The sequence below is a fragment of the Nocardia sp. NPDC020380 genome (genome assembly GCF_044386975.1).
Classification (GTDB): Bacteria; Actinomycetota; Actinomycetes; order Mycobacteriales; family Mycobacteriaceae; genus Nocardia.
Genome location: NZ_JBIRVQ010000014.1, coordinates 1 through 26,004, shown reverse-complemented (window position 1 = coordinate 26,004; position 26,004 = coordinate 1). Strand labels below are relative to the sequence as shown.

The 26,004-nt window shown below is 63.8% G+C and carries 33 protein-coding genes and 1 pseudogene; 18 read left to right on the top strand and 16 right to left on the bottom strand.

The window, feature by feature from the left end:
• Nucleotides 1-27: 27 nt before the first annotated feature.
• Nucleotides 28-603, top strand: a complete 576-nt coding sequence (locus ACH438_RS33870; protein WP_397012786.1) for a helix-turn-helix domain-containing protein — start codon at nt 28-30, stop codon at nt 601-603.
• A 90-nt stretch (nt 604-693) separates the two neighbouring features.
• Here the strand turns inward: ACH438_RS33870 and ACH438_RS33865 are convergent, their stop codons facing one another.
• Together ACH438_RS33865 and ACH438_RS33860 are read right to left on the bottom strand one after the other, a co-directional pair.
• A complete protein-coding gene (locus ACH438_RS33865) occupies nt 694-1,083 on the bottom strand; it encodes a VOC family protein (RefSeq protein ID WP_397012784.1) in 390 nt (129 codons plus the stop codon).
• A gap of 50 nt (nt 1,084-1,133) precedes the next feature.
• Nucleotides 1,134-1,649 carry an SRPBCC family protein gene (locus ACH438_RS33860; RefSeq protein WP_397012782.1) on the bottom strand — a complete coding sequence of 172 codons (516 nt, stop codon included), beginning with the start codon at nt 1,647-1,649 and terminating at the stop codon, nt 1,134-1,136.
• 183 nt (nt 1,650-1,832) lie between these two features.
• On the opposite strand from ACH438_RS33860, the gene ACH438_RS33855 reads away from it, so the two are divergent.
• The gene (locus tag ACH438_RS33855; RefSeq protein WP_397012780.1) at nt 1,833-2,114 is read left to right on the top strand and encodes a hypothetical protein; all 282 of its coding nucleotides are present in this window, start codon (nt 1,833-1,835) and stop codon (nt 2,112-2,114) included.
• A gap of 14 nt (nt 2,115-2,128) precedes the next feature.
• Here the strand turns inward: ACH438_RS33855 and ACH438_RS33850 are convergent.
• From ACH438_RS33850 to ACH438_RS33840, 3 genes and pseudogenes are all read right to left on the bottom strand, one after another.
• Nucleotides 2,129-2,959, bottom strand: a pseudogene (locus ACH438_RS33850) (APC family permease); the annotation flags it as partial.
• A gap of 224 nt (nt 2,960-3,183) precedes the next feature.
• A complete protein-coding gene (locus tag ACH438_RS33845; protein ID WP_397012778.1) occupies nt 3,184-3,522 on the bottom strand; it encodes an alpha/beta fold hydrolase in 339 nt (112 codons plus the stop codon).
• A gap of 13 nt (nt 3,523-3,535) precedes the next feature.
• Nucleotides 3,536-4,147 carry a TetR/AcrR family transcriptional regulator gene (locus ACH438_RS33840; protein WP_397012776.1) on the bottom strand — a complete coding sequence of 204 codons (612 nt, stop codon included), beginning with the start codon at nt 4,145-4,147 and terminating at the stop codon, nt 3,536-3,538.
• A gap of 60 nt (nt 4,148-4,207) precedes the next feature.
• Here ACH438_RS33840 and ACH438_RS33835 point away from each other — a divergent pair, with 60 nt between their 5' ends.
• The 3 genes from ACH438_RS33835 to ACH438_RS33825 all read left to right on the top strand — a co-directional run bounded on the left by ACH438_RS33835 (nt 4,208) and on the right by ACH438_RS33825 (nt 6,248).
• Nucleotides 4,208-4,948 carry a nuclear transport factor 2 family protein gene (locus ACH438_RS33835; protein WP_397012774.1) on the top strand — a complete coding sequence of 247 codons (741 nt, stop codon included), beginning with the start codon at nt 4,208-4,210 and terminating at the stop codon, nt 4,946-4,948.
• Nucleotides 4,949-4,968: 20 nt separating this feature from the next.
• Nucleotides 4,969-5,676, top strand: coding sequence for a hypothetical protein (locus ACH438_RS33830; protein ID WP_397012772.1), 708 nt, complete (start codon nt 4,969-4,971; stop codon nt 5,674-5,676).
• 125 nt (nt 5,677-5,801) lie between these two features.
• A complete protein-coding gene (locus ACH438_RS33825; protein ID WP_397012770.1) occupies nt 5,802-6,248 on the top strand; it encodes a hypothetical protein in 447 nt (148 codons plus the stop codon).
• 47 nt (nt 6,249-6,295) lie between these two features.
• Here the strand turns inward: ACH438_RS33825 and ACH438_RS33820 are convergent, their stop codons facing one another.
• Nucleotides 6,296-6,628, bottom strand: coding sequence for a putative quinol monooxygenase (locus tag ACH438_RS33820; RefSeq protein WP_397012768.1), 333 nt, complete (start codon nt 6,626-6,628; stop codon nt 6,296-6,298).
• Nucleotides 6,625-6,987, bottom strand: a complete 363-nt coding sequence (locus tag ACH438_RS33815) for a nuclear transport factor 2 family protein (RefSeq protein WP_397012766.1) — start codon at nt 6,985-6,987, stop codon at nt 6,625-6,627. The genes ACH438_RS33820 and ACH438_RS33815 overlap by 4 nt, the downstream gene beginning before the upstream one ends.
• A gap of 121 nt (nt 6,988-7,108) precedes the next feature.
• Between ACH438_RS33815 and ACH438_RS33810 the strand changes: the two genes are divergently transcribed.
• The 4 genes from ACH438_RS33810 to ACH438_RS33795 all read left to right on the top strand — a co-directional run bounded on the left by ACH438_RS33810 (nt 7,109) and on the right by ACH438_RS33795 (nt 11,791).
• Nucleotides 7,109-7,756: a MerR family transcriptional regulator gene (locus tag ACH438_RS33810; protein WP_397012764.1), complete on the top strand. Its 648-nt coding sequence runs from the start codon at nt 7,109-7,111 to the stop codon at nt 7,754-7,756.
• Nucleotides 7,753-9,111 carry a cytochrome P450 gene (locus ACH438_RS33805; protein ID WP_397012762.1) on the top strand — a complete coding sequence of 453 codons (1,359 nt, stop codon included), beginning with the start codon at nt 7,753-7,755 and terminating at the stop codon, nt 9,109-9,111. Before ACH438_RS33810 ends, ACH438_RS33805 begins: the two co-directional genes overlap by 4 nt.
• 516 nt (nt 9,112-9,627) lie before the next feature.
• A complete protein-coding gene (locus ACH438_RS33800) occupies nt 9,628-11,289 on the top strand; it encodes a flavin monoamine oxidase family protein (protein ID WP_397012760.1) in 1,662 nt (553 codons plus the stop codon).
• A 160-nt stretch (nt 11,290-11,449) separates the two neighbouring features.
• The gene (locus ACH438_RS33795) at nt 11,450-11,791 is read left to right on the top strand and encodes a hypothetical protein (protein ID WP_397012758.1); all 342 of its coding nucleotides are present in this window, start codon (nt 11,450-11,452) and stop codon (nt 11,789-11,791) included.
• Between the two features lie 17 nt (nt 11,792-11,808).
• Here ACH438_RS33795 and ACH438_RS33790 read toward each other — a convergent pair whose 3' ends face one another.
• Nucleotides 11,809-12,387 (bottom strand): TetR/AcrR family transcriptional regulator, encoded by a 579-nt coding sequence (locus ACH438_RS33790; protein ID WP_397012756.1) that lies wholly within the window; start codon nt 12,385-12,387, stop codon nt 11,809-11,811.
• 54 nt (nt 12,388-12,441) lie between these two features.
• Here ACH438_RS33790 and ACH438_RS33785 point away from each other — a divergent pair, with 54 nt between their 5' ends.
• The 3 genes from ACH438_RS33785 to ACH438_RS33775 all read left to right on the top strand — a co-directional run bounded on the left by ACH438_RS33785 (nt 12,442) and on the right by ACH438_RS33775 (nt 15,379).
• Nucleotides 12,442-13,296, top strand: a complete 855-nt coding sequence (locus ACH438_RS33785; protein WP_397012754.1) for a phytanoyl-CoA dioxygenase family protein — start codon at nt 12,442-12,444, stop codon at nt 13,294-13,296.
• Between the two features lie 69 nt (nt 13,297-13,365).
• Nucleotides 13,366-13,830, top strand: a complete 465-nt coding sequence (locus tag ACH438_RS33780; RefSeq protein WP_397012752.1) for a DUF6670 family protein — start codon at nt 13,366-13,368, stop codon at nt 13,828-13,830.
• A 229-nt stretch (nt 13,831-14,059) separates the two neighbouring features.
• Nucleotides 14,060-15,379 carry a family 1 glycosylhydrolase gene (locus tag ACH438_RS33775; protein WP_397012749.1) on the top strand — a complete coding sequence of 440 codons (1,320 nt, stop codon included), beginning with the start codon at nt 14,060-14,062 and terminating at the stop codon, nt 15,377-15,379.
• 20 nt (nt 15,380-15,399) lie between these two features.
• Here the strand turns inward: ACH438_RS33775 and ACH438_RS33770 are convergent, their stop codons facing one another.
• Complete coding sequence (locus ACH438_RS33770) at nt 15,400-16,578, bottom strand: hypothetical protein (protein WP_397012747.1); 1,179 nt, start codon at nt 16,576-16,578, stop codon at nt 15,400-15,402.
• A 27-nt stretch (nt 16,579-16,605) separates the two neighbouring features.
• Between ACH438_RS33770 and ACH438_RS33765 the strand changes: the two genes are divergently transcribed.
• Together ACH438_RS33765 and ACH438_RS33760 are read left to right on the top strand one after the other, a co-directional pair.
• Nucleotides 16,606-17,124 (top strand): hypothetical protein, encoded by a 519-nt coding sequence (locus ACH438_RS33765; RefSeq protein ID WP_397012745.1) that lies wholly within the window; start codon nt 16,606-16,608, stop codon nt 17,122-17,124.
• Between the two features lie 39 nt (nt 17,125-17,163).
• The gene (locus ACH438_RS33760; RefSeq protein WP_397012743.1) at nt 17,164-18,708 is read left to right on the top strand and encodes an acyl-CoA carboxylase subunit beta; all 1,545 of its coding nucleotides are present in this window, start codon (nt 17,164-17,166) and stop codon (nt 18,706-18,708) included.
• 19 nt (nt 18,709-18,727) lie between these two features.
• Here ACH438_RS33760 and ACH438_RS33755 read toward each other — a convergent pair whose 3' ends face one another.
• Nucleotides 18,728-19,372: a hypothetical protein gene (locus ACH438_RS33755; RefSeq protein WP_397012740.1), complete on the bottom strand. Its 645-nt coding sequence runs from the start codon at nt 19,370-19,372 to the stop codon at nt 18,728-18,730.
• 117 nt (nt 19,373-19,489) lie between these two features.
• On the bottom strand, nt 19,490-19,978 hold the full coding sequence (locus tag ACH438_RS33750) for a DinB family protein (RefSeq protein WP_397012738.1): 489 nt from the start codon (nt 19,976-19,978) through the stop codon (nt 19,490-19,492).
• Between the two features lie 178 nt (nt 19,979-20,156).
• Between ACH438_RS33750 and ACH438_RS33745 the strand changes: the two genes are divergently transcribed.
• Entirely contained in the window at nt 20,157-20,504 is a 348-nt protein-coding gene (locus ACH438_RS33745; RefSeq protein WP_397012736.1) for a hypothetical protein, read from the top strand.
• On the opposite strand, the gene ACH438_RS33740 is transcribed toward ACH438_RS33745, so the two are convergent.
• On the bottom strand, nt 20,473-21,102 hold the full coding sequence (locus ACH438_RS33740; protein ID WP_397012734.1) for a TetR/AcrR family transcriptional regulator: 630 nt from the start codon (nt 21,100-21,102) through the stop codon (nt 20,473-20,475). The two genes, ACH438_RS33745 and ACH438_RS33740, sit on opposite strands and share 32 nt — an antisense overlap.
• Before the next feature lie 147 nt (nt 21,103-21,249).
• Between ACH438_RS33740 and ACH438_RS33735 the strand changes: the two genes are divergently transcribed.
• Nucleotides 21,250-22,071 carry a Coq4 family protein gene (locus tag ACH438_RS33735; protein ID WP_397012732.1) on the top strand — a complete coding sequence of 274 codons (822 nt, stop codon included), beginning with the start codon at nt 21,250-21,252 and terminating at the stop codon, nt 22,069-22,071.
• Nucleotides 22,072-22,134: 63 nt separating this feature from the next.
• Here the strand turns inward: ACH438_RS33735 and ACH438_RS33730 are convergent, their stop codons facing one another.
• Nucleotides 22,135-22,554 (bottom strand): TIGR03618 family F420-dependent PPOX class oxidoreductase, encoded by a 420-nt coding sequence (locus ACH438_RS33730; RefSeq protein ID WP_397012730.1) that lies wholly within the window; start codon nt 22,552-22,554, stop codon nt 22,135-22,137.
• A 155-nt stretch (nt 22,555-22,709) separates the two neighbouring features.
• On the opposite strand from ACH438_RS33730, the gene ACH438_RS33725 reads away from it, so the two are divergent.
• Both ACH438_RS33725 and ACH438_RS33720 read left to right on the top strand, forming a co-directional pair.
• Entirely contained in the window at nt 22,710-23,213 is a 504-nt protein-coding gene (locus tag ACH438_RS33725) for a hypothetical protein (protein WP_397012728.1), read from the top strand.
• A gap of 107 nt (nt 23,214-23,320) precedes the next feature.
• A complete protein-coding gene (locus ACH438_RS33720; RefSeq protein ID WP_397012726.1) occupies nt 23,321-23,716 on the top strand; it encodes a hypothetical protein in 396 nt (131 codons plus the stop codon).
• A 26-nt stretch (nt 23,717-23,742) separates the two neighbouring features.
• On the opposite strand, the gene ACH438_RS33715 is transcribed toward ACH438_RS33720, so the two are convergent.
• From ACH438_RS33715 to ACH438_RS33705, 3 genes are all read right to left on the bottom strand, one after another.
• On the bottom strand, nt 23,743-24,159 hold the full coding sequence (locus tag ACH438_RS33715) for a DUF222 domain-containing protein (RefSeq protein WP_397012724.1): 417 nt from the start codon (nt 24,157-24,159) through the stop codon (nt 23,743-23,745).
• A gap of 214 nt (nt 24,160-24,373) precedes the next feature.
• Entirely contained in the window at nt 24,374-24,832 is a 459-nt protein-coding gene (locus ACH438_RS33710; RefSeq protein WP_397012722.1) for a hypothetical protein, read from the bottom strand.
• Nucleotides 24,833-24,939: 107 nt separating this feature from the next.
• Nucleotides 24,940-25,485, bottom strand: coding sequence for a flavoprotein (locus tag ACH438_RS33705; protein ID WP_397012720.1), 546 nt, complete (start codon nt 25,483-25,485; stop codon nt 24,940-24,942).
• Between the last annotated feature and the right edge of the window lie 519 nt (nt 25,486-26,004).

The window sequence follows — 26,004 nt, the reverse complement described above, 5'->3', positions numbered from 1 at the left end:
ATCTTGCTGTTCCGGCAAGATGGGCGAATGGACCCCGAAACCGATGACGTCCTCGACGCGATGGGTCCGCGGCTGCGTGCACTACGGCGCGAACGTGGCATCACCCTCGCCGGGCTCGCCGCGACCACCGGCATCTCCGAGAGCACCCTGTCCCGGCTGGAGAGCGGACAACGCCGGGCGACCCTCGAATTGCTGCTACCGCTCGCACGCACCTACGACGTGCCCTTGGACGACCTCGTCGGCGCGCCCCGCACCGGCGATCCCCGCATCCATCTGAAGCCGATCCGGCGCTTCGGGATGGTCTTCGTGCCCCTGTCGCGTCGGCCGGGCGGGGTGCACGCGTTCAAGATGATCATTCCCGCGCGCCCGGAGCCGCTCGAGCCGACCTTGCAGACACACGACGGCTTCGAGTGGCTGTACGTGCTCAACGGCCGGCTCCGCTTGATAGTCGGCGAACGCGACCTGACCCTGCCGCCGGGCGAGGCCGCGGAATTCGACACCTCGCTGCCACACTGGCTGGGCAGCGCCGACGGCGGCGCGGTCGAGTTGCTCATTCTGTTCGGCCTGCAGGGCCTGCGATCCCATGTGCACGCTGACCGATGAATTCGGCCGGCCGTAAGGCGCCGTTCACCGATCCGGACGGGAACTCGGTGTTCGTCATCGAGATCGCGGAGTGAGGTTCGCCGCAATCGCCTACACCTCGGGCAGCGGGTCGAGTCGGCGCCGGAGCAGGCAGAATTCGTTGCCTTCCGGGTCGGCCAGCACATGCCACGACGCGTCATCGGGCTGTCCGACATCGACCTTCCGCGCGCCGGCGGCGAGCAGCCGTTCCAGCTCCGCGTCCTGATCGCGATCGTCGGCGTTCACATCGAAATGCAGTGGCAGCGGCCCGCGCTTCGGATCGGTGCTGGGGCTGAACACCAGCGTGGGCTGCGGACCGCCGAACCCGACCTTGGGCGGGCCGATCTCTAAAGCGCCATGCTCCCACCCGAGTTCGACGTAGCCGAGGACTTCACACCAGAAGTCGGACAGCCGCTGCGGGTCGGCACAGTTGATGACCAGTTCAGAGATCCGGCAAGACATGCATGCGACACTACGCATTGGAAGGCCCTATCGCACAGCGATATTCGCTCTCACGAATGAGATTCGGCGTAGGCCTTCAGCGCTCGCAGAGTCTGCGGGATGCCATTGAGCGCGTGATTGTCCCGCGGCCTGCCGAGCGGCCCGGACCAGCGCAGCAAGCGGTGAAAACCGGACGTATACGGCCATTCCCGGTATTCGGTGACCAGCGTGCCGAGCGGATCCGGTTCGAGACGATAACCCCACCGCGGACCGACGATATGCACCTGGAACTCGAAATGCTCGAGCGGCTCGACGGCGGTGACCTCACACGGCGTCACCCACATGACCGGCCCGATCCGATTGAATCCGAGAAACCATGCGCCCGTTCGTGGCGTCTGTCCGTTATCGAGCCATCGGCCGCGCCGGTTTTCCGGGCTCCACCTGCCCATGCCGGTGATATCGGTGACCAGGTCCCACAGTAGTTGTGGCGGTGCGTCGATCACGATCGACATCTGATCGATCATGCCGTTCTCGGAATGTGTGCGGACCACGTCGGCGGGTGGCCGGATGAACCGATCGAGAGTCATTGCGCGCCACCATCACCGGTAATACTGTCTGGGACAATCTAACGGTACAAGGCAATCGGCGAGTCCCGCAATCCCGAATTACCACCCTGACAGGCCGGGGGATTCGTTTCGTGATTCTCACTTTTCGGAAAAACAGCTGATCAGCGCAACATCGGTCGGCAATCAGGACTACGGTTGGCGGCTATGGCAACCAGGGACATTGTGGTCACTGTCGACGAGTACGAGTGGCTCGTCCTCGAGGACGCGGCCGAGTGTGCGGGGATGAGTGTGCAGGCTTATGCCTCATGGGTGGTACGGCTGGCGGCGATGCAGTCCAGATCGGGAGTATCGCGACGGCGGGCGACTCTTGCCTCGAAGTCGGCGCGCCGCGCAATCGACACCGCTGAGCAGTCGGAATCGGTTGCCTGGGCGGAGACCTTCAGTGAACGACTATCGCATCGAGTCGAGCGCTTCCGCGAAGACTGACGCATCGCTGTATTTCATTGCCGCACGGGCCGATCGGGCCTGAAGGTGCGGCGCGATATGTAGATGACGGCACTGAATGCGATCACCATTGTGCCGGTGAGCACGGATGCCCGCGGCAGGGTGAATGCCAGTGTCAGACAGCCGATCAACCCGATAATGGGGATGGCTCGGGGTGGCCCGTGCTCGGCGGGGGTGAGAGTCCATGCGGCGGCGTTGGCGATCGCGTAGTAGAGCAGGACTCCGAAAGAAGAGAAGCCGATCGCGGCGCGCAGATCCGTTGTGGCGGCTGCGATTGCCACCAGCACGCCTACTGCGATCTCGGCGCGATGCGGGACTTCGAATCGTGGATGCACCGCCGCGAGTACCGCAGGCAGGTGCCGATCTCGTGCCATGGCGAGCGTGGTGCGTGAGACGCCGAGGATCAGGGCCAGCAGCGATCCCAATGCCGCTACCGCCGCGCCGATTCGAACGATCGGTGCCAGCCATTCGTGGCCGGAGGCCCGGACCAGCTCCGATAACGGAGCGGCAGCTGCACCGAGGCGTTGTGGTCCCAGCACCAGCAGGGCGGCCACCGCGACCATCGCGTAGACGGCCAGTGTGATGCCCAGCGCCAACGGGATCGCGCGGGGGATCGTGCGCGCAGGATCTCTGACTTCTTCTCCGAGGGTCGCGATCCGTGCATACCCGGCAAATGCGAAGAACAGCAATCCCGCTGCCTGCAGCACGCCGGTGACGGTGATGTCGCCACCGATCTCGAGCCGTGCCGAATCGACCCGTCCACTGGTGAACGCTGCCGTGACCACTGCCGCCAGCACCGCCAGGACGACCACCACGATCACCCGGGTCCCTCCAACTCGCCCGAGGCCTATGGCCGCGCGATCGCCGGGGCCATAGGCCTCCTCACCGGCCACGCGCGCCCGGCCTGAACCTGCGCTCCCGAACACGAAACCTTCTCTCCCGCCGCTATTTAGGAGTGATATGCCCGAGAACGAAACGGCAGACTTGGTATCTGGCAATGGACAGTACATTGCGGCTGTCGAACCAACGACCGGCGACACCGCCATGACCATCAACCGCGACCCCGGGCCGATAACCAAGGGCCCGACGACAAGTTCGCAGGCGACGTCTGGCTCTGGCCGCCGAGGTACTCGATGAGGGCGAGCTCGTCATCGGCCAGGACGTCCGGCGGATACGCGGCACGATCATGTGATTTCGCACTGTCCCCATGCCCGCGGAAGTCCGGCAGCACCACCCGTCGTCCCTGTTCGGCGAACAGGTGAGCCCAGTCGACGAGCCCATGCGTGCCCGAACCCATGAAGCTGTGCAACAGGATCAGCGGCCGACCGGCCCCGATCTCACGGAACACCAACTCCGCACCGTCTAGACCCGCGAATCGATTGATCTCCATATCGCCTCCGACCCTAGGCCAAAGGGCTTGTCGAAGCAGCGTCCACGCCCGGCGCGAGAAGCTGAGTTGCGACGTTCGTCGCGTGCCGGACGAAGGCATCGCGGTCGGTGCCGAGATTACCCTCGGTCCATTCCACGAACAGCGAGATCATGGCGCCGAACAGCGCGGAGAAACGCATACGGACCTGCGGATCGTCCGGCGATCCGGCGACCAGGTCACCCAGTGCCGCAACGGCTATGACGGGGATGGTCTCACGCACGTGCCGGCGCAACCGCATATCGGCGACGGGCTCGACCAGCAGGATGCGGCACAGTCGCGGATCGGCTTCCATCAGCCGGGCGGCGGCATCGAATATCGCGGGCAGATCCCGCGCGGCCGCGGCCGGCGCAACCTCCTGCTCCAGTTCGGATAACGCCGCCGCGTAAACCGCGTGCAGCAGCTCGTCGATGCCGGTGAAACTCTCGTAGAAGAACTTCTGACTCAATCCGGCCTCGCGACACAGTGCGCGCATCCCCAGTGCGGCAACACCTTCCGATCCCACGATGGCCATCCCGGCCGCGATCAGCTGCGCGCGCCGTTCAGCGACCCGGTCGGTGGCGCTGCGCCCGCCGTAACTCCTTGACACCCAGCGAACCTATCAGGAACCATCTGCTTCAGAAAGCAGTTGGTTCCAGATGGAGATGCGATGTTCACCGACGAACAGTTCCAGCAGGCCCTCGCGCAATCGCGTCTGACACAACCGATTCCGGCAGTCCTGACCAACCGTGCCGTCCCGGTACCGGTCCTCGATGAGGACACGCTGACCGCGATGACCACCACCTGGTTCGCCGAATACGAGCAGAAGATCGCCTGGTACGCCGCCCACGGTTTCGACATCGCCTGGACCCTCGACTGGGCCAGGAAATACTGGTGGAGTTGGCAAGCGCGCGACATGAGCTACAACCACGAGCTCTACACCCCCGACCTGCGCTACAAGGATGTCACGACCCTCGGCGCCACCATGGTCGGTCTCGACGAGTTCGTGGCCTACAACTTCGCCTTCTTCGAAGCGATCCCGGACTGGCGCTACGACCCGATCCCCGGCCAGTCCTACCTCGACATCACCCCGACCGGCGAAATCCGCATGGTCGTCCGCTATTACGGCAGCGGCCACCTCGTCGGCCCCTTGAAACTCCACCCCTACGGCGATGACGCAGTGGCCCTCCCCGGCAACGGCGCCTTCGTCCAATGCACCGCAGTCGACCGCTACCACTTCAACCAGGACCACCTGATGTACGAGGGCGAAACCCTCTACGACCTCATCGACGCCGTACAACTGGCCGGCCTACTCCCTGGCCCGGCAACCAGATCCTTCAAATGGCTGATGCGCGGCGCAGGCATCGCCACCCGGGCCTCGACCATGCTCAGGACCGGGCGGCGGGGGTGAGTGTGCTCTAGATTGACCGGGTGAAAGATCCTGTGCACGAGCCTGGCCAAGCGAAAATGCCGATGTCGGGGAGTGAATTCGGCAGGGGCGCATCAGGCATCGGTCGGTGGATCGCGGCGGGTTTCGCAATAGCGTTTCTCGGAGTGGTGCTCGGCGGTTGCCTGGAAGCGTTCTTCGCGTACAGGTTCGCGGATTCCCTGGGCGTGACTCCGATAGCGGGTGCCATCCTTGCGTACCGGATCTACGACCTGCCAATCCCCTTGACTGCCGGCCTGACCGGAGCCCTGATCGTCGGAGTTCCGGCAATCATCCTGTTGAGTGCACGCCGGGCATCGGCGATCAAAGTGTCAGTTATCGGTTTCTTTCTCCTGATTGCCGGAACGGCCGTGTGCTGGTTCGCCGTTGCGTTTGCAACCACGATCGTGGCGACGGTATCCCTGCGCTTGTTCTGTGGGAACGGTTCGGAAGGCACCATCAATCACTACTTCTACGAATTCCTGGACCCGCAAGTGATCTTCCGGTCGTTCATCGCGGCGATCGTCTTCGCCGTCGCCTTGTTTGCGATCCACGTTACTCTGGTGCGCCGCAACGCTTCTGGCGAACGGATAAAACTGCGCCCGGTTGTCCTGTCGGCAGTGGTCGCAACGCTGGTCGCGGGTGGTGTCCTCGCGATGATGAGCCACGACCTGTACGAAAAGCTCGGAATGTCTGTGTCCATAGGGGGTTGACCCTGCGGAAGAACCGATCGCAGACTGGATTGGCTAGTCGAAACCCGAAGCGGTTCTTAGTATTTGGGGATTGTGGTCGCCTCCTGCCCCGGCGCTGAACCGCGTGACAGAGAAGGAGCTTCGCCATGTCAGCTGTTCCGATCAAACCGGGTATCTACAAAATCCACGCCCACATCATCGGCCCGTCCGCCTTGGCCACCGCCACGGAATACGCGGTCAAGAATGGCGCTCCCGTCATCACCGACCGCCTGAATCCGATGCCCATCGAACAGGAATGGGCCATCATGCCAGTCGAGCCGATCCCGGGCGCACTATACGTCATCACCCTGGCCCACCAGGAGAACGCGGGCCTTCAGGTCAGCGACGACAAGTTGTGGGTCAACAATGCCCCGCGACCCGATCTCGCGAAGTTCATGTTCGAGCCGATAATCGGCGGCCTGAAGATTCTCTCCGAGAAGGGCCTGGCCCTGCGCGCCGGCCACCGCGGCCAGCAGATCGAATTGGTTCCGCCGAAACAGGATTTCCAGGAAACCTGGACCCTGGAATTCGTGCGCCCGCTCGACGAAGAATAGCCACTAGGTCCTACCGCCTCTTCCCCCTGAAGACCAACGGCCCGAGATTACTTCTCGGTCCGTTGGTCTTCGGCGTGCAATCCTCGGCCGTGGTAGATCTGGTCGTAGTAGTGGATCACCAAGGGGCGGGTCATCATCGCTTCGAACGTTGCGGTGAAGCCGTTCGCCGTGCGCCAGGCCAGGTAGTCGGTGTAGTTGTGCGCCTGGGTCCATTGGGTGAGGCCGGTGACGTGGTCGGCGTCGGCCTGGTCGCGCAGGATTCGGATGTCCTCGCAGCCTTCATGTTTGAGGCTCTCGCCTAGGATATCGAGCAGCAGCTGGGCGACGTCGTCGCCGCGGCCGGGCTGGGCGAAGAGCTCGGCGATTACCAAGGCGCTCATGGCTGGTTGTGCACGATGATCAGCGACGTGATCTTGCCGTCGGCGGTGGTGAAGTAATTGGTGAGGATCAGCTCGTCGGGCAGGTTCGTCTTGTCGTACTCGCCGTCGTAGCGGGCCCGCAGAATCGTCAGGGTCGGGTGGGGGACAACCTCGGTCACGGTCATGGTGACCTTGTCATCGACCAGGTCGCGGCGGGCCCAGGCGCGGATCGATGCGATGCCGGTGAATTCGCGATGTGCATCGTTGACCATGGCGTCGGCGGCAAAGGTAGCCATGATCGCATCGAGGTCGTAGGCATTGACCGCCGCGATGTAAGCCGCGACCTCGGGCAGTGTGTCGGTGAGAGCGGTGCTGTTCATTAGGGGCTCCTTCGATTCGGTACAGGTGCGTACTGAAAACGTTGGCCGCTACCCCAGCCGGAGGGTCAAGCGATGATCTCGCGGTGGACCCTCCGGCAAGGGGAGAGTTGATACTGACTCCATGACAGGGCTGACAGTCGGCGAGTTCTCCCGTGTGTCGCATCTGAGCATCAAAACCTTGCGGCACTACCACGAGGTGGGCCTACTCGCGCCCGCCGAAATCGCACCGGACACCGGCTACCGCTACTACTCCCTCGACCAGGTCCCCACAGCCCAGGTCATCCGCCGCCTACGCAACCTCGAAATGCCCGTAGCAGACGTCAAGGCCGTCCTGTCCGCCGAAGACGTAACCACCCGCAACGAACTGATCAGCGCCCACCTGGCCCGCCTGGAAACCCGCCTCGCCCAAGCCCAAACCGCCATCGAATCCCTACGAGAACTGCGCCGCGGCTATGTGCTGCGCCGTCTGATCCGTCGTGTGCTGACCACGCTGTGGCGCGACGATCCGACCCGCACGCTGTCCGATCTGCCGATGGAGCTGATCGAACACACCCTCGGGCACTTCCGGCAACTGCGAGATCCATACGAAGTGCGCACCGTCCTGCTCGACGAGGAGCGCAAGTTCGGCGTGTTGCTGCAACGCGGACGGCAGGTGTTGTCCCGCTCGCGATTTACCGGGACCCTGAGCGACGAAGACTATCGCTACCTGCACGACACCCACGGCCTGCCTCGCGACCTCGTGGTGTACCTGAACACGGAGCAGTCATGACCTTCCTGTCGCCGATCGCTGTCGCTCCGCATCGATTGCCCTTGCTCGGCCATGTGGTCTCGCTGCTGCGTGACCCGCTTCGTTTTCTGAGTTCGCTGCCCGCGCATGGGGACTTGGTCCGGATCGGGCTCGGGCCGGTCACGGCGGTGGCGGTCTGCGATCCGGACCTGACCCAGGAACTTCTGCGGCACGACCGGGTCTTCGACAAGGGAGGACCCCTGCTCGACCGTGTCAGGGAGTTGCTCGGCGATGGGTTGGTCACGTGCCCGCATGGCATGCATCGCCGGCATCGGCGGTTGGTGCAGCCGGCGTTCCATCCCGCGCGCACTGCCGATTACGCGTCGGTGATGAGCCGGCAGATCACCGAGATCGCCGAATCCTGGCATGACGGTGAGGTGATCGATGTGAAGGCGCAGATGCATGCACTCACCTCCACGGTGACCGCCGCGACGTTGTTCGCCCATTCGGTGCCGCAGCCGGAGTTGTCGAGGATGCTGCTCGATGTCGATCATGTTGTGCGCGCGCTGATGACGCGTACGGTGCTGCCCGCTCCGCTGCTGCGGTTGCCGACGCCGGGCAATCGCGCCTACGAGCGTGCGATCACCGATCTGCGCGCCGCGCTGGCCGAGATCATTACCGCCAGGCGCTCCGAAGGAGTCGACCATGGAGATCTTCTCTCGGCATTGGTCGCCGCCCAGGACGAGGACGGGGGAGGGCTCAGCGATCTCGAAATCAGCGATCACGTCATCACGTTCTTCGTGGCCGGCACCGAAACCACCGGCACGGCGTTGGCGTGGGCCTTCAGCCTGCTCGACGAGCATCCGGCCGTCGCGGATCAGCTTCACGCCGAGGTCGATTCGGTGCTTGCGGGACGGGCCGCCCGCTACGAGGACCTTCCCCGGCTGCCCCTGACCCGGCGGATCATGACGGAGACCTTGCGGCTGCGGCCACCGGTCTGGTTCGTCACCCGCACGGTCAGCGAGCAGACCGAACTCGGCGGCCATTCGCTCGCCGCCGGCACCACGGTGATGTACAGCGCCTTCACGATTCATCACCGCGCCGATCTCTATCCCGAACCGGAACGCTTCGATTCCGACCGATGGCTGTCGGACGTCGCGAAAGCATCTGCGCGCGGCAGCTTTCTGGCCTTCGCGGGCGGCGCTCGCAAATGCATCGGCGAGGACTTCGCCATGACCGAGTTGACGCTGACCTTGGCGACTATCGCCGCGCGCTGGCGACTGCACGCGGTCTCCGGCAATGACAGCCGACCGGCTCGGTCCGCGACTCTTCAGCCGAGACAGCTGAACATGCGTGTCACCGCACGAGCATCGGCTATTCCCCCAACCGCCGGATAGGACCCGGCAGGCAGCCGAGAATACCGACCAGACTTCATGATCCATTCGATGTGCCCGACGACCCAATCGCAGACCCCGCGGATAGGTGAAGGACCCCAACGCACCCGGAGCACCCGACCGGAACGCCTCGACCCGATCCGCCGACATCACCCCTTGCCCGTCGAGCCACAGCATGCTGTCCGCTTCGATGGACTCCAGCATCGGATGCACCGAGCCCCGCAACGGACACCACAGTTCCTGATCGCCGGTAGCCGTCATAGCAGATCTCCGCAGGCTCGATAGGCGTAGCAGCATCAATGATCCACGATCGGTGCGAGGCGATTATTTACATGCTTGTTATGTGCGGATTCTGTTGTCAGAAGTCGCTGAACGCGTGGTTACTTCGGCATTAGCGGGCAATCTGCGACGAAATCCGTTGCCCGGGATGGTTGCGGTGAGGTGCCTGTGTGGGCTTTCATCAGTGCTCTCGATCTTGTTCCGCAAGTTGTTCTCGCACATCACCATTGAAGGAGGCGCATGCCTCGCACACCGATGTTCCGAATGGCGCAGCGCACGACGGCCGACTACGCCGGAGCCGCTCGAACCCGGATGCCGCTGGCCGACTACCGCGCCGCGCGCACCGATCACTTCGCCCAGGCAGCCGACCGGACGCCTATCCTGAACCGCCGCAGCCTCTTCCGGGCCGGCGCCGTACTCGCCGGCGCGGCACTGATCGCGCGCGCAGGCGGACCGCGACCGGCAGCGGCGGCCCCCGGGGATGTGCCGCGAGTGGTGATCGTGGGTGCGGGCATCGCCGGACTCAATGCCGCACTGACCCTGGCCGACAAGGGCATCCCCGCCACCGTCTACGAGGCCTCCGATCGGGTCGGCGGCCGGATGTACTCCGAGTCCCGCTACTGGGAGGGCGGCCAGGTCAGCGAATACGGCGGCGAGGCAATCGATTCCGACCACACCGCGATCCTGGATCTCTGCAAGCGCATGGGCCTGCCGCTGGTCGACGCAGCCGCAGCCGCCCCGCCCGGCAGCTCGGACGTACTGTATTTCGAGGGCGGCTACGTCTCCGAGGAAAAGTACGCCACGGACTTCCGGCCGGTATTCGCCGCACTGCAAGCCGATCTGGCGGCGGTCCCGCAATCCCCCACCTGGAACGACTCCAACCCTGCCGGCGTCGCACTGAGCAATATGACGCTGACCGAATGGATCGCCACCAGAGTCCCCGGCGGCTATTCGAACTGGATCGCCCGCTTCCTCGACGACGCGTATGTTGTCGAATACGGCCTACCGACCGAGATGCAAACCGCCCTGAACATCGTGGAACTGATGGGCGCACAAGAGACCCCCGCCCAGCCCAGCGTGTGGGGCGCCTCCGACGAGCGGTACCAGATCGAAGGCGGCAATCAACGCCTGCCGCAAGCGATCGCCGCCAAACTGCCGCCCGGCGCCCTACAGCACAACTACCGGCTCGAAGCGATCACCCGCAATTCCGACGGCACCCAGACCCTCACCTTCGACGAATCCGGCACCCGCCGCACCCTCCAAGCCGACCACACCATCCTCACCCTCCCAGTCGGCGTCCTCAAGCGAATCGACTACAGCGCAGCAGGTTTCGACGACCGCATGCGAGGCGCGATCGAAGCCCTCCCCATGGGTTCCTGCACCAAACTCAACATGCAATTCACCGCCCGCCCCTGGGTAGGCCGCGGCCCCTGGCCCGGCGAGTCCACCGGAATGAGCTTCACCGACATCGGCTACCAGCAAATCTGGGACGCCACCGCAGGCCAGCCCGGAACCCAAGGCATCGCCCTCCAATACGGTGGCGGCCTGGGCGCCTGGCGCTTCCAACCCCCCGCCCCCTTCCTAACTGCCGACGACCCCTCGGTCCGCGCCTACGTCGATTCCGTCATGCCCCAATTCGAACGAGTAGTCCCCGGCGTAGCCCCCTTATGGAACGGCCGAGCCACCCTCTCGGCCTGGCACCTCAACCCCTTCGTCAACGGCGCCTACAGCGCCTACCCAATCGGCTACTGCCACCGCTTCGCCGGCTACGAAGGAACCCGCCAAGGCAACATCCACCTAGCCGGCGAACACACCTCCCTCGACTCGGCCGGCTACATGAACGGCGGCGCAGAATCCGGCGCCCGAGCCGCCACCGAAATCCTCTCCGACTTAGGCCTCTGACCTGGTTCAGCGAATCTTGTCATTGACAAGTTATATCCCATTGTGGAACATGATGAGGAGAGTTGGCGGCGTGGCGTCGCCCTCCTGATCGAAAGAGCGGCTCATGCCTACGCTTCCTTGGATGACTGTCGGTGCGCCTAGTGGGGCGGAGGCTCAGTGCATGGCCTCGCGTCTCGAGGTGAAGTCGGTGCGTGATGCGCCGGGATTCCTCATTGCTTCGCTGGCGTTGTGGCGGCAGGCTCGGCGGTCGCCGGGGGCGGTGGGGGTGGCATTGAAGGCGGAGATGTTGAAGGGGACGTTTTGGACTTACTCGGCTTGGGAGGACAAGGCGGCGATTTATGCCTATGCGGCGGCCGAGCCACACAAGTCGACCGTGGCGCGGAAGCGGAAGGTGATGCGGGAAGCGACGTTCGTGTTCTTCAGTGCGCCGGTGGCGGAGTTGCCGCTGTCGTGGGATGAGATTCGGCGGCGGATCGCTGAAGAACGCGAGTCTGCGAAGTAGCGGAGTTGCGTTGGGGGTCAGGCGGTTCCGAGGGTGGCGGCGGTGAGGCGCCAGAGGTGCTCGGTGGCTTGGTCGGGGGTGGGGGAGGGGGTGGTGCGGAGTTGCTGGGCGATGCCGTGGCGCAGGCCGCCGATGACGTAGGCGCCGGCGCTGTCGGGGTCGAGGTCGGCGGGGAGTTGGCCGAGGGTTTGGCCGTGGCGGATGTTGTCGGCGGCGTTGTCGCTCATGTTCTGGATGTAGACGGCTTCCAGTTCGGTGAGCTGGGGGTCGGGGGCGGTGCGGTTGAGCAGGATCGGCGCGAGCGGGTCGGCGAAGTGGTAGGTGACGAAGAGGCGGGTGCGTTCGTGTTCGCGGACGCCCCAGTCGGCGCCGGCAGGTAGGTGGGTGTCGGCGATGGCGTGGGCCAGTCCGTCGTAGAAGGCGTCGTAGATCGCCACCAGCAGACCGCTTTTGGAGCCGAAGTGGTGGTAGAGGGCGCCGGTGCTCAAGCCGGCGCGGCGGGTCAGCGCGGCGAGCTCCATGACGCCATTGCCGCGGACGAGTTCGTCGCGGGCCGCATCGAGGAGTTGTTGACGTCCGATCGGGGCGCGTGCCATAGTCGGAATCATAACAGAACTCAGTTATGTTATTGATCTCGAGGAGTCCCCCGCATGGGCACTGAAGCATCGTCTCTGGTGAATTTGGCCGGCGATCTGGCCGGAACCTATCGCTGGACCGCCAGCAGCGGCGAGGCCGTCGACCCGGCCGTCGCCGACGCGGATCTGGCCGCAGTGCTGCGCAACGGGTACGTGATCCTGCCCGATCTGCTCACCCCCGAACAGCTCGACGACATCAGGAAAGCCGTTGCGCCCCTGCTGGATCGCCACGGCCGCAACGGATTCGAGGGACACACCACCCAGCGCGTGTACAGCGTGCTGAACAAGACCCGCACCTGCGACCGCATCGCCGACCACCCGCGGGTTCTGGCATTGCTGGATCGGCTGTTCATGCCGAACTACCTGCTCTCCATGTTGCAGGTGATCAACATCCTGCCCGGCGAACAAGCGCAGATGTTCCACACCGACGACGGCTTCTACCCCTTGCCGCGCCCCCGAAAAGCCTTGGGAGCAGCCACCATCTGGGCAATCGACGACTTCACCGCCGACAACGGCGCCACCGACATCGTCCCCGGCAGTCACGAGTGGGGCCACCGCATGCCCCAGGAATCCGAACGCGAACCGGTGGTCATGAAAGCCGGCTCCTGCGTGTTCTTCCTCGGCACCCTCTGGCACGGCGGCGGCGCCAACCACTCCCCGAACCCACGCCTGGCCGTCACCGCCCAATACTGCGAACCATGGCTGCGCCCCCAGGAAGCCTTCACCCTCTCGACCACCCGCGACACCGTGCGCGCGGTCTCCGAGGACATCCGCCGCATGCTCGGCTACAGCATCCACCCACCGTTCATCGGCCAGGTCGACGGCATGCACCCCAAACGACTCCTCGAACCCGACGCGCAGCCGCTCTGACCTGGCGCTTCATGTATATGTAACTGTCAGTGTCACATAATTTCTTCGCGCGGGTTATCGTCTCGGGGTATGCGACCGAACCTGCTCTGGCGAACCGCGAAGCCGGCGATATTTCGCATCCTTCCTTGGTTCTCGGGTCTCGCGATCCGGGCGACCGGGCAGCCGTTCACGCGACCCGGCATGCTGAAACCGCATGTCGGCGGGCATCGGTACGGGTGGACGCACTACGGGGTGATGATCCCGAATCTGCCTGAGCCACACTGGTATTTCAGCACCATGGTGATCGCCGGGCTGCCAGGCGCGACCGCTCTCGACAACGACGATGCGGTCACCACCAGCCCGCGGGACACCGTCACGGTGTCGGTGTCCACGGCCGCGCCCGGTGCGGCGTTCTACCGGGCGTACTCGATGACCGAACAGTGCCGGTTGGCAGCGGACGGCTCACTGCTGGACTTCGGTGGTGATGTCGTCATCGAGGGCACCTATCCCGAATTCCGAGTTCGCGCCTGCCTGTGCCCGGTTCGGGTCGGGTGATGTGGACTTCGCTGCCGTCGTCGCCATTGATGTAGCCGTAGCCGCGGGCTTGGTTGAACTGTCCGGAATCAGTGCAGGTTCGGCCGCCGCCTGATGGGCGACTGTCGGGGCGTAGACGATGTTGTGCCAAACCACTATCGGTCCGGCACATTCTCGAGATAAAGGTCAGCTATCCAGGAGTTAGTAGCCGTGTTCACTCATTTCGAGTACTGGTCCTGGGGAAGTGCTGATGCGCACTCTATTTCGTTGTGTCGTCGTGGCTGTGCTGGTCATGGCTGCTGCTCTGCTCCAAGTTCCGGGGGAGGCCGGTACTACGCCGGACAGAAGCAGCAGCGTGCTCGGGGAGGATTTTCTCTGGGGTGTGGCGGCTTCCGGGTTCCAATCCGAAGGTCAGTCACCTGATAGCAATTGGACTCGCTATATCCAAGCCAATCCTGGCTGGGATCGGCTTGGTGATTCTGTCGATTTTCGGGCGCGGTACCGGTCGGATATTGCCTTGGCGCAGGGGCTGGGCGTCAAGGTGTTTCGGATCGGGGTGGAGTGGGCGCGGCTGGAACCGCGACCGGGAGTGTGGGATCCGGCCGCTTTCGCGTTCTATGACGATGTGATCGGCGCCATCGTGGCGGCGGGGATGCGGCCTATGCTGACGCTGGATCACTGGGTGTATCCGGGGTGGGAGGCTGATCGGGGTGGGTGGCGTAATCCGGAGATGGTGGGGGACTGGCTCGCCAATATGCGGAAGGTTGTCGATCGATATGCGGGGCGCAATCCGATCTGGGTGACCATCAATGAGCCGGTTGCTTACATCATGCACGAGGTGAATTTGAATCAGACCGATGCCGGTCAGATGCTGGGGGAGGTGGCGCTGGCGCACAACAGCATCTATGACTACATCCATCAGGTGCAGCCCAATGCGTTGGTGACCAGCAATGTCGGGTACGTTGCCGGGGCGGAGTCGCAGGTCAACGGGCCGCTGATGACGCTCATCGGCGGCAAGCTCGATTTCATCGGGATCGACTACTACTTCAGGTACGAATCGCCGGAAGCCGCTGCGAACACCGCTGGCGATTCGGCGTCCGCAAACGCGGGCATGTGGGATCTGCCTGTCTATCCGGAGGGTATTTACTATGCGCTCCAACATTATTCGAAGCTCTTTCCCGGCAAGCCGTTGTGGATCGTGGAGAACGGGATCCCGACCGAGAACGGGCAGCCTCGCGCGGACGGGTACACCCGTTCCGAGCATCTTCGAGACACCGTCTACTGGCTGGAACGCGCGAAGGCCGATGGTATGGACGTTATCGGCTACAACTATTGGAGTCTCACGGACAACTATGAATGGGGCTCCTATACACCGAGATTCGGCCTCTTCACTGTCAATGTCCTGACGGATCCGACCCTGAAGCGCATTCCCAACGATGCGGTCGATACCTACCGCGACATCATCGCTCACAACGGCGTACCGGCCGACTACCAACCAGTCCGCCCGCCCACCGACTGCCGGCTGGTCGATCCGCCTGCCAGCTGCGACACCCCGGTCACCGCACCCTGAGGTTGACGGCCAATGGTCGTTCAGTTTCGACCCGAGGTGATGTAGTAGTACATGGGGTCGATCATGTCGATGAGTTGTTCGATTTCATTGTCGGAGAATCTGTTTCGACGACTGATGGTGATCAGGACAAGGTCGTTGATCGCTTTGGCGATGGTGTCGAACTCGCTGATCGCTGGCGTGGTTGCGGTGCTGTTTGCGGCTCGCGACGGGTTCGAATGCTTCAGTTCGGCGCTGGCGTGGGCAGCCATGGTGCGAAGAATTCCGACGGCGCCGCGTGGGCTGGCAGTGGCAGTGTGGTCGTAGAACTGGATGGCGGCCTGGATCATTGCCGCTGGGTGGGGATGCACAAGAGAGCCGCCGGCTGGGTCGGCGTCTGTACGCTCGGCAGGCTGGTTCGGGTTTGTGTCGAGGTGGGCAAGGGATTGCGCTTTCGCGGTCAGGTAGCGCGCGACCAGGATGTCGCGGATGGTGCCGTATTCGGCAGTTCGGAGCAGGTCGATCGCTGCTTGCTCGTAGTTTCCGGCGGTCGAGTTGCGCTCGCGGGTGAAATCATCGAGGCGCAGTAGCGCGCGGATATTGTCTTCGTGGCGCCGACGTTCTCTGATGGTTTCAGGGAAGCAGGACAACAACTTTCGCGTCCCGTCATCCACGTGGTCACCGAAGATCGTGGCGTACAGCTGCTGGTGTTCGGGATGGGTTACGTAGGCCATATGCATTCGGCGCAGCCCGAGGATGACATCGGCGAGTTCTTTTGCCCGCAGGGTGTCCTGTGGTTCCCGGACGATAGTCGGGGCCGGTCCGCACAGCTCGATCAGCGTGGTGACGATCGCGTGATGTGATCGCATTTCGCGTTCGGGATCTTCTTCGCTGAGGGCGCGGGCATGTTCGGCGTGGAATCGCGCCAGTTCGTGGTGTAACTGCCAGCCGAGGGCATCGGCGAAGGTCATCTCGGTTTCCTTGATGGACCGGATCCGGCTCAGCCCGGTGGGCTCGTAATCGGGCTTCCTGGACAGGGTCATCTCGGCGGCGGCTGCTGTGCGGGTGCAGCGTATTCCCATCATGCAATCCAGGCGTGCTGCCGGATCGACCAGGGCGATCCCGCGGCGCGCCCAGTCACGGGCCGCGACCACGTGTTGCCGATCTCCGCGGCGCCGCTGCTGCAGGTGGCGTTCGGCCAGTTCGGCCGCCCAGAACAGCATGTCGGAGCGGTCATTACGGGTCGAGGCGTGGTCGAACTGTTCTTCCAGGCGAGGGATGTCGTAATGGCGGGCGGAGAACCGTGCCTCCAGCCGTTGCGCATCGACTCCGTCGCGTGGAGTGCCGGTGTGCTCGCCTCGTGCGGCGAGCGCTGCGATCTGATCTGGGACCGGACGATTCTCGGCTGTCATATTCTCGATGACCGTGGCGGCAAGGGCGTCGAAAGTCTTGAAGTGTTTCCACATGGTGGCCTTCGGGATCGGGCCCTCGGTGCCGTCGCGACGAATGTATCCGCGGGCATTGCCGCACACATCGGCGAGCGTGAGACGTTCGATCGAGCTGCCCGGACGCGGTGTGGTGATGCTGTCCGTCATCACCTGCTCAGCAGCGGCGACGATCATTGCTTTGGTGTGTTCTTCGACTGCGCGGCCGGCTCGTGCCTGGTAACTCGTTGCGTTGCTGTGCATTGCTGTAGACGACACGACCTGCAGTTTATTGCAGTGCACATAGTTGTGTACTCGTCTATTCCAGCTAGGGTCTGCGCTTGAAGATGAAACCGGTAGTCCGGTTCGAGGGAGGACTCATTCGTGGAGACGACTGGCGCGAAACGTGCTCTGCTGCAAGAGAAGTTGGAAGCGGCACGCGAGCCGATGGGGGCAGTGGCCATTGCCAAACGCGCCGCGAAGAACATCCCTAGCCCGCGTCAGCGCATCGAAATGCTCTTGGATCCAGGCAGTTTCATCGAAGTCGGTGCGCTCGTTCGGGAGCCTGGGCGGGCCGATGCGCTCTATGGTGACGGCGTGGTCACCGGCCGGGGCACGGTCGACGGTCGTACGGTGGTGGTGATTTCGCACGATCAGACGGTGTACGGCGGGTCGATCGGGGAGATGTTCGGTCGGAAGGTGGCCGCGGCCATGGACCTGGCGGCTGATGTCGGATGCCCGTTCGTCGCGATCAACGACTCCGGTGGCGCGCGGGTGCAGGACGCGGTGACCTCACTGTCCTGGTACGCGGCCCTGAGCCGACGGCAGCTGCGCATGTCCGGGGCGGTGCCGCAGGTGTCGTTGATGTTGGGCAAATGCGCCGCGGGCGCGGTCTATTCACCGATCAACACCGATGTGCTGATCGCGACGGAATTCGCGTACATGTTCGTGACCGGGCCGGACGTCATCCGGGAAACCACCGGTGAAGAGGTCACCCTCGAGGAGCTCGGCGGTGCGTTCAACCAGGCCCACAACGGCAATATCCACCACATCGCCGTCGATGAGCGAGCGGCCTTCGATTGGGCGCGCAAGTATCTGAGCTATATGCCGTCCAACTGCTTCGATCAACCGCCGGTGGTGAATCCGGGACTCGAACCAGGCCTCACCGACAGCGATCGGGAATTGAATACCCTGATCCCCGACCGCGATCGAGCCGGGTACGACATGTACGAGATCCTCCTGCGGATCTTCGACGACGGCGACTTCCACGAGGTTGGTGATGCCGCCGCTCGCAATATCATCACCGGCTTCGCTCGGGTGGACGGTCGCAGCGTCGGCGTGGTCGCCAATCAGCCGCTCATGGCCAGCGGATCGATCGATGCCCGCGGCTCCGACAAGGCAGCGCATTTCATCCGGCTCTGCGACGCGTTCGGGCTCCCGCTGATATTCGTCGTCGATACCCCGGGTGTGCTGCCCGGCGTGGAAGAGGAGAAGATCGGCGTCATCAAACGCGGCGGCCGGTTCTTCTTTGCCGTAGTCGAAGCCACTGTCCCGATCGTCACCGTGATCGTGCGCAAGGCCTATGGTGGCGGTTATGCCGTCATGGGATCCAAACAACTCGGCGGCGACATCAACCTTGCCTGGCCGACCGCGCGCATTGCCGTCATCGGCGCCGAAGCCGCTGTCGGCCTGACCCAACGCCGCCAGCTCGCAACCGTTTCCGAGAGCGAGCGTCCGGCCCTGCGTCAGCAACTGGTCGACTTCTACAACGCCACCGTGGCCACGCCGTGGACGGCCGCCGAGCGCGGCTACATCGACGCCGTGATCGAACCGGCCCATACCCGGCTGGAAATCCGCAAAGCGCTACGCCTGCTGCGCGACAAGACCATTGACCACGGCCCGCGCAAGCATCACCTCATGCCGTTGTAGACCGGACCGGTCGGCGTCGTTACTTACCGTCGGGGTGCCCGACGACCGCAAGGGCCGTGGTCCAGTCGGTCGCAATGGCGACCTGCGCATCACCGAGCGGTACCTTCCCGGAGCAGACCAGGCTGTGGAGTTTGCTTTCGACGCCGTCCTTCGGATTGTTCACTCCGTCACCGGGTTTGTGGCCCGGTGAGGGCGGCTCCACCCACAGGTTGCGCGGATCGTTCGGGTCGCCACCGAGTTCGAGCGATACGAGATGGTCGTACTCGGCGTCGGCAGGGTTGCCGGTGTAGTCGTACGACTTGATGTTCGCCTTCTTCTCCGGTCCCGTGATGGCCTCGGTGGGCCGAATCGACAGGGTATAACCGGACTTACAGATCGTGGTCGCCAGATCGGCGGTTGTCACCTTGGGGTTGGTCGCGCCCGGAGTGCACGCCGGGTCGGGCAGCGGCTGTCCGTCCGAGGTCTTGCGGTAGTGGCAACTGCCCGCAGCGGGTTGCGCCTGCACGGTGTACTGCACCGGTCCCGGCCCGACGGGAACGCCGGACTGCTGCTTGGCGGGCACCGGTGAAACCTGCTGTGCCACAGTGTTTGCCGGATGCTTCGAACACCCTGCCAGCAGTCCGATAGCCAGCACGGCAACCGCAAGACCCACGTGCGCCTTCATGCCAATCCCCACTCGAGTCCGACGGAACCTCAATTGTGCGCTATCGCTTGGCGATCGGCCAGACTTCGCTCCGTGTCCATTCCTACCGGTCGGTCTGAACATCGTGTGGCGCAACGGTTACGGATGTTCGATCTGCTCGCGCAGGATGTCGCCGTGGCCGGCATGGCGCGCGAAGTCCTCGATCAGGAACAGGTAGATGAATCGCAGACTCACCTCGCCGAGGCGGGGATGGGTCCGGAGTTCGTCGAGGTCGAAGCCGGCGGCGATCACTCGGGAACGTTCGCTGCCGTGGTCGAATTCGGCGATCACATCGGAAACGGTTTCGTTTTCGCCGACGACGAAACTGGCATCGCCCGGCGTCGTGCCGCCGTCGCATTCGCTCTCGGGCAGCCCCGCAAGCACCTGCTGAAACCAGATCCGCTGGGCCACTGCAGCATGCTTGACCAGTCCGATCGGCGTGGTCATCGACGCGACGAGGCGCCGGCGGGCATCCTTCTCGGACATGCCGCGCAGCGTGTTGACCAGCTCGGCGCGGTTGCGGTCGAGCATGTCTTCGAGCATCCGGCGTTCATCGCCGATGGTGATTCGTGGTCGCGACCAGGTCATTGTCGATTCGATCCTTCGCGCGGATTGGATCTGTGCAGCCCTGCGGGCGAAGGATATGGCGACACCGAATTCATCCGCAACTCGTCGACTTCCATTGGGTAGCAACGGGTATTAGTGAGGGGGCGAATCGAGTAGATTCCCTCATTCGCAGCGGACGGGCGCCGCTGACACTCGGTCCATGACGATTTCGGCACGACACACTCGACGACGTGTCTGGATATGGCTACTCGCCACCGCTTTCACGGTTCTCTGGGTCCGCTACGTGGGCGCGGTCGTGCTGTTCATCGGTGCCGTCGCGGTCTCCGACCCCCGATGTGGAAGTGACGCCTACGCGCATCCGCACCTGAATCCGAGCGGAATTCCATGGCTGATCGGCGCCGCACTGTTGTGGACCACCCCGTTCATCGGCGTCGCCATGGCGCGTCGCTCTATACCGACGATCACGCTGGCCGGAGCCGCAGGGATCACTGCCGCGTTCGCCGTTTCGTACGTGCTCACACACCCAGGTCCGGTGTTCTGTATGTGATTTCGTCCCGTACGGGAGTGAATACCGGACCGGCCGGTGGCGGAGACGCCAAGATGGCGGGCAACACGAACACGCGGACATACCGTCGCACGGCATCGGGATCGTCGGCCTGGGGGACCGCTTTCATCAGCAGCGCTAGCGCCATGCTGAGCACATAGCGGGCGACATCGCCGGGCTCGAGCCCTGGGCGCATGTGCTCGCCGAGTAGATGGAACACAGTTTCGTACATTGCGGTGATGCGGCCCAGTAGCTCGGGGGAGTTCGACAGCAGGCCCGCCACTCCGATACCGGACTCGGCGGATTCGCCGAGCAGGTTCAATACCGGGTCCTTGCCGACCACCGTCGAGACGAAAACCAGTGACTCCGTGATCAATTCGCCGACATCGGAAACGGGGGCCAACTCGCCGACCAATGTGCTCACGTAGCGATCCATCACCTCCCCGGCCACTCCCACGATCAACTCGTCACGACCGCTGAAATGCCGGTACAGCAGGGGGCGGCTCACGCCGGCCTCGCGGGCCACCTGGTCCATCTTGACGTTCATCCCGTGTGTGAGGAAGCAGCGCTCCGCGGCGGCGAGTAACTGCTTGCGTGCCATCTCAGGGGTGTTCCCGCCGCCTCGTGGGCGTCCGTGCGTTCGCCGCGGCGACGAGTCGGCCATCGATCACTCCTCCAGTAAGTTGACACTGAGCCTACTTTGTCTACTATTGAAACGTGTTGCACTGTCTCTGGAAGTAGGCAACCCATGGCCATCGCCACTGAATCCCCTTCGCGCATCGATGGTCCCGAACGCATCCAATGGTTACGTGGATTCCGGTCCTTGTCCGGGCTGTTCGAGGTGAAGTTCCGCCACGATCGCGTGTTCGAGATGTTCATGTACTTCGCCGGGCCCGCACTGCGGCGCGCGTTCGAGCAGGTGTGCTCCGACCCGGACGGGCAGCGACTACTTCAGCAGAAGCCGAATCTGCTTGCGCTGCTGGACGATGACGAATATCTGGCCTCGCTGCCCCCGGATTCGCTGGGCGCGGCCTATCGGGATTTCCTCAACCAGCACCGCCTCGACGCGGGAGTCTTCCCCTCCGGCACCGTCATTCAGCCGATCATCGACCAGGCCGGATGGAGCGAAGACTTCGGGTACATGGTGCAACGCGGCACCGCACTGCACGATATGTTCCACACCCTCGGTGGCTATGGGCCCGACGGGGGAGGGGAACTCGGCAATCTCGGCTTCCACCACGGCCAACTCGACGGCAGTTGGTTCACCGGCGCGCTCAGTGCACTGATCATCGCGGCCATGCCCGGCGGAACCCCCTGGCGGAAATACCGCTACTGGCGCGAAGCCGTCCGGCGCGGGCGCCGAGCCGGCAACCTGATGGCCGCGCCTTACGAAGAGCTACTGACCCTGCCATTGGACGAAGTCCGCCGGCGCCTGAATGTTGCACCGACCCCCGTTGCCCACCCGGCCGGGCACTTCTTCAGCGCTGCGCAAATACCGTTCGTCAAACGGTCCGGAAAACCATTCGAGCCGTGGATCTTTCAACCTGTCCGGACCTGCAGCCAAGAGTGAGTCGGGTGAAGGGCCGGATCATCCGGGCATGATCCGGCCCTTGGCATTGGGTGGATTGTGGGCCTAGGCCCAGGCTCCGACGCCGCCGATCTTCTCGATCGTGATGTGGGTCAGGTATCCCCCCGGCGAGCCGGGCGGGGGGAAACCGGTGCCGGGGCCCAGGAGGGATGTGGCGATTTCGTCCAGTAGTTCGGGTGCACCACCCTCCTCGATGCGTGCCGTGCCCTTGATCGACAGGTAGGCCGGCTGGAGCGTGGTGCGGTCGGGCAATACAAAGGTCACGGCGACCCGGCCGTCACGCCGGATATTGCGGACCTTCTGGTGTTCTGCCAGGTGCGCGGTCACCAGCTCATCGTCCCCGTCGGCATTGCGCTGCACCGCCATCCAGACCAGGCTCACCTGCGGGCTGCCGTCGCGATTGAGCGTGACCAGCGTAGCGGGCGTCGTCGCGATCAGTTGGCGTGCGGCGTCATCGAGTTTCATGTTGTCCTTCTTCGCAATGGATGTGATGCGAGGTGCGGATGCCCTCGCCAATATCGACACAGCAGGTCTTCGAAACTCATCGCTGACAATAGTGTACTCAAGTGAGACGGGGTGTCATCCCGGCTGTTGATCATGCTCGGAGTAGATTTCTGCTGGTGACGAGGCCGTGGCTGTATCGGATCACGCGAATCGTCGGCGAGGTGAGCTGGTGGGTTTTCGTCGTCGCCGTCTTACTCGGCGAGGCCACCGCAGCCGGACCGATGACATCGTCGCTCGTCGATCGCCAGGGCTGCGTCCCCGGCGATTCGGTTCAGCGGCTGTGTCTCTCGACTGCGAACTCACCGGATACCCTCGCATCGCACGCTATGGATCCCTACGTGACGGCGGCGCTTGCCCTGGTGGTCTTGGCCGCACTCATCGAGGCAGTAGTGGCGGGACGACTCGTCCCGGGACTGGTCACCGTGGCGGCACCCATCCTCGCGGCCGTGATGATCATCGACACCCTGCACCGAAACTGGTGGTGGCAGGGCGGATTCGCCGCCGCCAAGACCCTGGCAATCATCGTGGCCGCGATTGCGATTCGTGAAGTGTGGGCACATGTTCTGGCGCCTGGCGTCACGGCTCGAGATACCGATACGTCCACCTCGCCGGAAGCCTGATCGACACCTCCGACTCCATGTACTCGCGAATCTTGTCGGTCCTATGCGGCAGCATCTTCCCTGCACCCGCGACGGCGCGTTCGCGGGTGCAGATAGAGGGGCGGGATATGACAATCCATCGATTCACCAAATACGCACACCGCGCAGCGCTCGTCGGCGCGATCCAATTGGCTCTCATCGCAGGGCCTTGTGTCGTCACCGGGCATGCGGCGGCCGATCCGCTGACCACTTGGTGCGGTCTGTATCTCGGGCAGGGCAAGGCGGAAGTCATGGCAACCATGGGAACTCCGAACGGTCACCAGGCCGATTCGCTGATCACCGCGGTGCAGTGGATGCATGACGGGGCGACGACTGCCGAATGGGATACCGCAGGAGCAATCTTCTTCGCGGCATTCGATAAGGGCAACACCACGATCAAGTTGCTGTCGTACGACGCGACATCCGGGGTCGACGGCTCCGTACCACCCGCGGGTATTGCCTGCGAGCCGTGGCGCGCATCCTGACGACCCCGTAGTAGCGTCCCGGCAGATCAGTGCGTACGTCCGGCTGAGATGAGCTCGCCTCGTTGAACTTTCGGTCGTACCGCATGGCCGCTTCGAACAGGGGTCACGGCAACGGGCTGGGCCTCAACTTGTTGCCGCCACAGCACCCTCCACACCTTCCGGGAACGCGAGCGGGCGGGCGGAGCCGTGTACTCGATTCGTCGGCGCGCTTCGTGGGTACTGATCCGCAGAAGGTCGGTCAATAGCTCCACGGTGTCGCGATAGCCGGTGTCCGCGGCCAGGCCACGGCGCTCGGCTTCGGCGACCGCCGCGCGCATGGCGGCATCCAGTCGCCTCCGGCGGCGTTCGGTTTCGACGAGGGTGCGGAGCAAATCGACATCGGCGAGTTCCGGCCATCCCGGTGCTGGTGCATCCGGCGCCAGCGCGGTCGAATGTATGTTCACGCGAGGCAGCCTACCTCACGATAGAACATATGTTCGACAATTCATGTTGTCGGGCGTGCCTGAGCCGCCGTCGCTGGTCGGTCGCCTGTCATCGTGCCGTGTGACATTGCCGGATATGTTGAGTGGCAGCATGTTTCGTTGGCCAACTGCTCGGTATGCGGTAGGGGTTCGCTCGGAACTCGGGCGATGGGTTTCAGTCGAGGCGGGAGATCGTTCAGTTCTTCGGTGGTGAGGAACGCCGTCGCGCTTTGCGGGATGTGGTGTGCCGTCCCGACTCGGTGAACCAGATCCATGCACCAAAGATCGCGTCGATCAGCATTTCTGCCGGTGCGAACAGGAACGGCCCGATCACCTGGAGCAACCCCGACATGGTGTTGTTCTGCCACCGCGGTGGTGGGACGGGCAGGACGCCTCGTGCACGCCGAGTCGCACGTATCCATGACGTCACCTTGTAGAGCGCGATGCCCGCCACGATCATGGCGATCACGGCAATCGATCTGAGCACTACACCCAGGTTCAACCAGAACACGGCGTCCATCAGCACCAAAAACAGTCCCGTCAACACGCCGGCCGAAATGGGTGCCCACCTGGGTAGCGAAGCGGCTTCCTGCGCTTGGCGAGTCGCAGCGGCGGCGATGTCCAGCGCCTGCTGTGGATTCTGTGCGTCGTGCATCAGCCGACCGTACGTGAGTAGGTTTCCAATCGGCAACCAGTTTCCAGGTTTTGGGGGCATCTCAACTTAAGGCGCACACCGGCAGTGCAACCCGTTCGGCAGTCCGTTCACCGCTGCCGCTGCGACAGGGTGTCGGTAGCCATCCACGGATGATCCAGCAGCGCGTGCCATGCGGTTTCCCACGGGAACAGGCGGCGGTCGCTACCGCCTGAGCTTGGTGCGGGTTGCTTGAACACGTCGTCACCGACGAGAACGCTGACGCCCCAATCGGATAGGTTCCGCATCGCGTTCTGGATGGCTGGAAAGCTGATCTGTGCAGAGTTCGACGCAGGCACTGCAACTACGGGTAGCCGCTTCCCGACCGCCTCGACGACCAGCCCGAGCGGGAGCGTGTCCGAAATCCCTGCGGCCCACTTGGCGAGCGAATTGCAGGTGGCTGGGGCAACGATCATTCCATCGGCCGGCGGCAGGACATCCGGCGTACCCGGTTCCTTGTACTGGCTGCGCACCGGATAGCCGGTCAGATCAGCCAGCGCGTCGGCGTCGATGAACCGGCGGCCGTCCGGTGATGCGATGACGCATACATCCCAGCCGTCAGCCTGCGCGACCTTGATCAGCCTGCCGACCTCCGCGGCGAGGGGTGAGCCGGTCACGATGGCGTACAGGACGGGAGCCCCTTGATCGTTCATGGCTCCATCGTCGGTCAGAGCGTGGTCCCGAGCCAGCCTGCGAACCCGGCGAGCGGGTCTGTTGGGGCGCGGCGGCGCGTGCCTTGTTCAGGGCCGCGAGCGCGCGTTCGGGTTTGCCGGACATCAGACAGCCGCGCGTCGGATCGGCAAGGCCCGTTGATCTTCGGTCGTCATTCAGGAGGGTCCCGCACAGGGTCGGGAGCCCGGCGTGAAGCCGCCGTGCTCGTTGTATTCCGGGGGTTTGCCAGTTGTGACGACTTGCTTTCCATCCCAATGGAATTGGACACAGTAATAGGTAGCGCCCTTGGAGCAGGATTGCATTCTCCTGGGATCTTGTAGCGCAGTACCACGGTGTCGGGGGTGGTGTCGGCGTGGTCGACGGCGATGAAGGGCCTTGACCCCGGGTAGTGGACACGCTTGATCTTGGTCTCAGACCAGGGAAAGCGAGAAGATCTACCCGATGTCCAAGAACTACAACGAAGA

Bases quoted from the DNA above. Each gene is read 5' to 3' on its own strand.
- ACH438_RS33870 (WP_397012786.1), top strand. From the start codon at position 28: ATGGACCCCGAAACCGATGACGTCCTCGACGCGATGGGTCCGCGGCTG.
- ACH438_RS33865 (WP_397012784.1), bottom strand. From the start codon at position 1,083: ATGTCTTGCCGGATCTCTGAACTGGTCATCAACTGTGCCGACCCGCAG.
- ACH438_RS33860 (WP_397012782.1), bottom strand. From the start codon at position 1,649: ATGACTCTCGATCGGTTCATCCGGCCACCCGCCGACGTGGTCCGCACA.
- ACH438_RS33855 (WP_397012780.1), top strand. From the start codon at position 1,833: ATGGCAACCAGGGACATTGTGGTCACTGTCGACGAGTACGAGTGGCTC.
- ACH438_RS33845 (WP_397012778.1), bottom strand. From the start codon at position 3,522: ATGGAGATCAATCGATTCGCGGGTCTAGACGGTGCGGAGTTGGTGTTC.
- ACH438_RS33835 (WP_397012774.1), top strand. From the start codon at position 4,208: ATGTTCACCGACGAACAGTTCCAGCAGGCCCTCGCGCAATCGCGTCTG.
- ACH438_RS33825 (WP_397012770.1), top strand. From the start codon at position 5,802: ATGTCAGCTGTTCCGATCAAACCGGGTATCTACAAAATCCACGCCCAC.
- ACH438_RS33820 (WP_397012768.1), bottom strand. From the start codon at position 6,628: ATGAGCGCCTTGGTAATCGCCGAGCTCTTCGCCCAGCCCGGCCGCGGC.
- ACH438_RS33815 (WP_397012766.1), bottom strand. From the start codon at position 6,987: ATGAACAGCACCGCTCTCACCGACACACTGCCCGAGGTCGCGGCTTAC.
- ACH438_RS33810 (WP_397012764.1), top strand. From the start codon at position 7,109: ATGACAGGGCTGACAGTCGGCGAGTTCTCCCGTGTGTCGCATCTGAGC.
- ACH438_RS33805 (WP_397012762.1), top strand. From the start codon at position 7,753: ATGACCTTCCTGTCGCCGATCGCTGTCGCTCCGCATCGATTGCCCTTG.
- ACH438_RS33800 (WP_397012760.1), top strand. From the start codon at position 9,628: ATGCCTCGCACACCGATGTTCCGAATGGCGCAGCGCACGACGGCCGAC.
- ACH438_RS33795 (WP_397012758.1), top strand. From the start codon at position 11,450: ATGGCCTCGCGTCTCGAGGTGAAGTCGGTGCGTGATGCGCCGGGATTC.
- ACH438_RS33790 (WP_397012756.1), bottom strand. From the start codon at position 12,387: ATGGCACGCGCCCCGATCGGACGTCAACAACTCCTCGATGCGGCCCGC.
- ACH438_RS33785 (WP_397012754.1), top strand. From the start codon at position 12,442: ATGGGCACTGAAGCATCGTCTCTGGTGAATTTGGCCGGCGATCTGGCC.
- ACH438_RS33780 (WP_397012752.1), top strand. From the start codon at position 13,366: ATGCGACCGAACCTGCTCTGGCGAACCGCGAAGCCGGCGATATTTCGC.
- ACH438_RS33775 (WP_397012749.1), top strand. From the start codon at position 14,060: ATGCGCACTCTATTTCGTTGTGTCGTCGTGGCTGTGCTGGTCATGGCT.
- ACH438_RS33770 (WP_397012747.1), bottom strand. From the start codon at position 16,578: ATGCTGTTCTGGGCGGCCGAACTGGCCGAACGCCACCTGCAGCAGCGG.
- ACH438_RS33755 (WP_397012740.1), bottom strand. From the start codon at position 19,372: ATGAAGGCGCACGTGGGTCTTGCGGTTGCCGTGCTGGCTATCGGACTG.
- ACH438_RS33750 (WP_397012738.1), bottom strand. From the start codon at position 19,978: ATGACCTGGTCGCGACCACGAATCACCATCGGCGATGAACGCCGGATG.
- ACH438_RS33745 (WP_397012736.1), top strand. From the start codon at position 20,157: ATGACGATTTCGGCACGACACACTCGACGACGTGTCTGGATATGGCTA.
- ACH438_RS33740 (WP_397012734.1), bottom strand. From the start codon at position 21,102: ATGGCACGCAAGCAGTTACTCGCCGCCGCGGAGCGCTGCTTCCTCACA.
- ACH438_RS33735 (WP_397012732.1), top strand. From the start codon at position 21,250: ATGGCCATCGCCACTGAATCCCCTTCGCGCATCGATGGTCCCGAACGC.
- ACH438_RS33730 (WP_397012730.1), bottom strand. From the start codon at position 22,554: ATGAAACTCGATGACGCCGCACGCCAACTGATCGCGACGACGCCCGCT.
- ACH438_RS33720 (WP_397012726.1), top strand. From the start codon at position 23,321: ATGACAATCCATCGATTCACCAAATACGCACACCGCGCAGCGCTCGTC.
- ACH438_RS33710 (WP_397012722.1), bottom strand. From the start codon at position 24,832: ATGCACGACGCACAGAATCCACAGCAGGCGCTGGACATCGCCGCCGCT.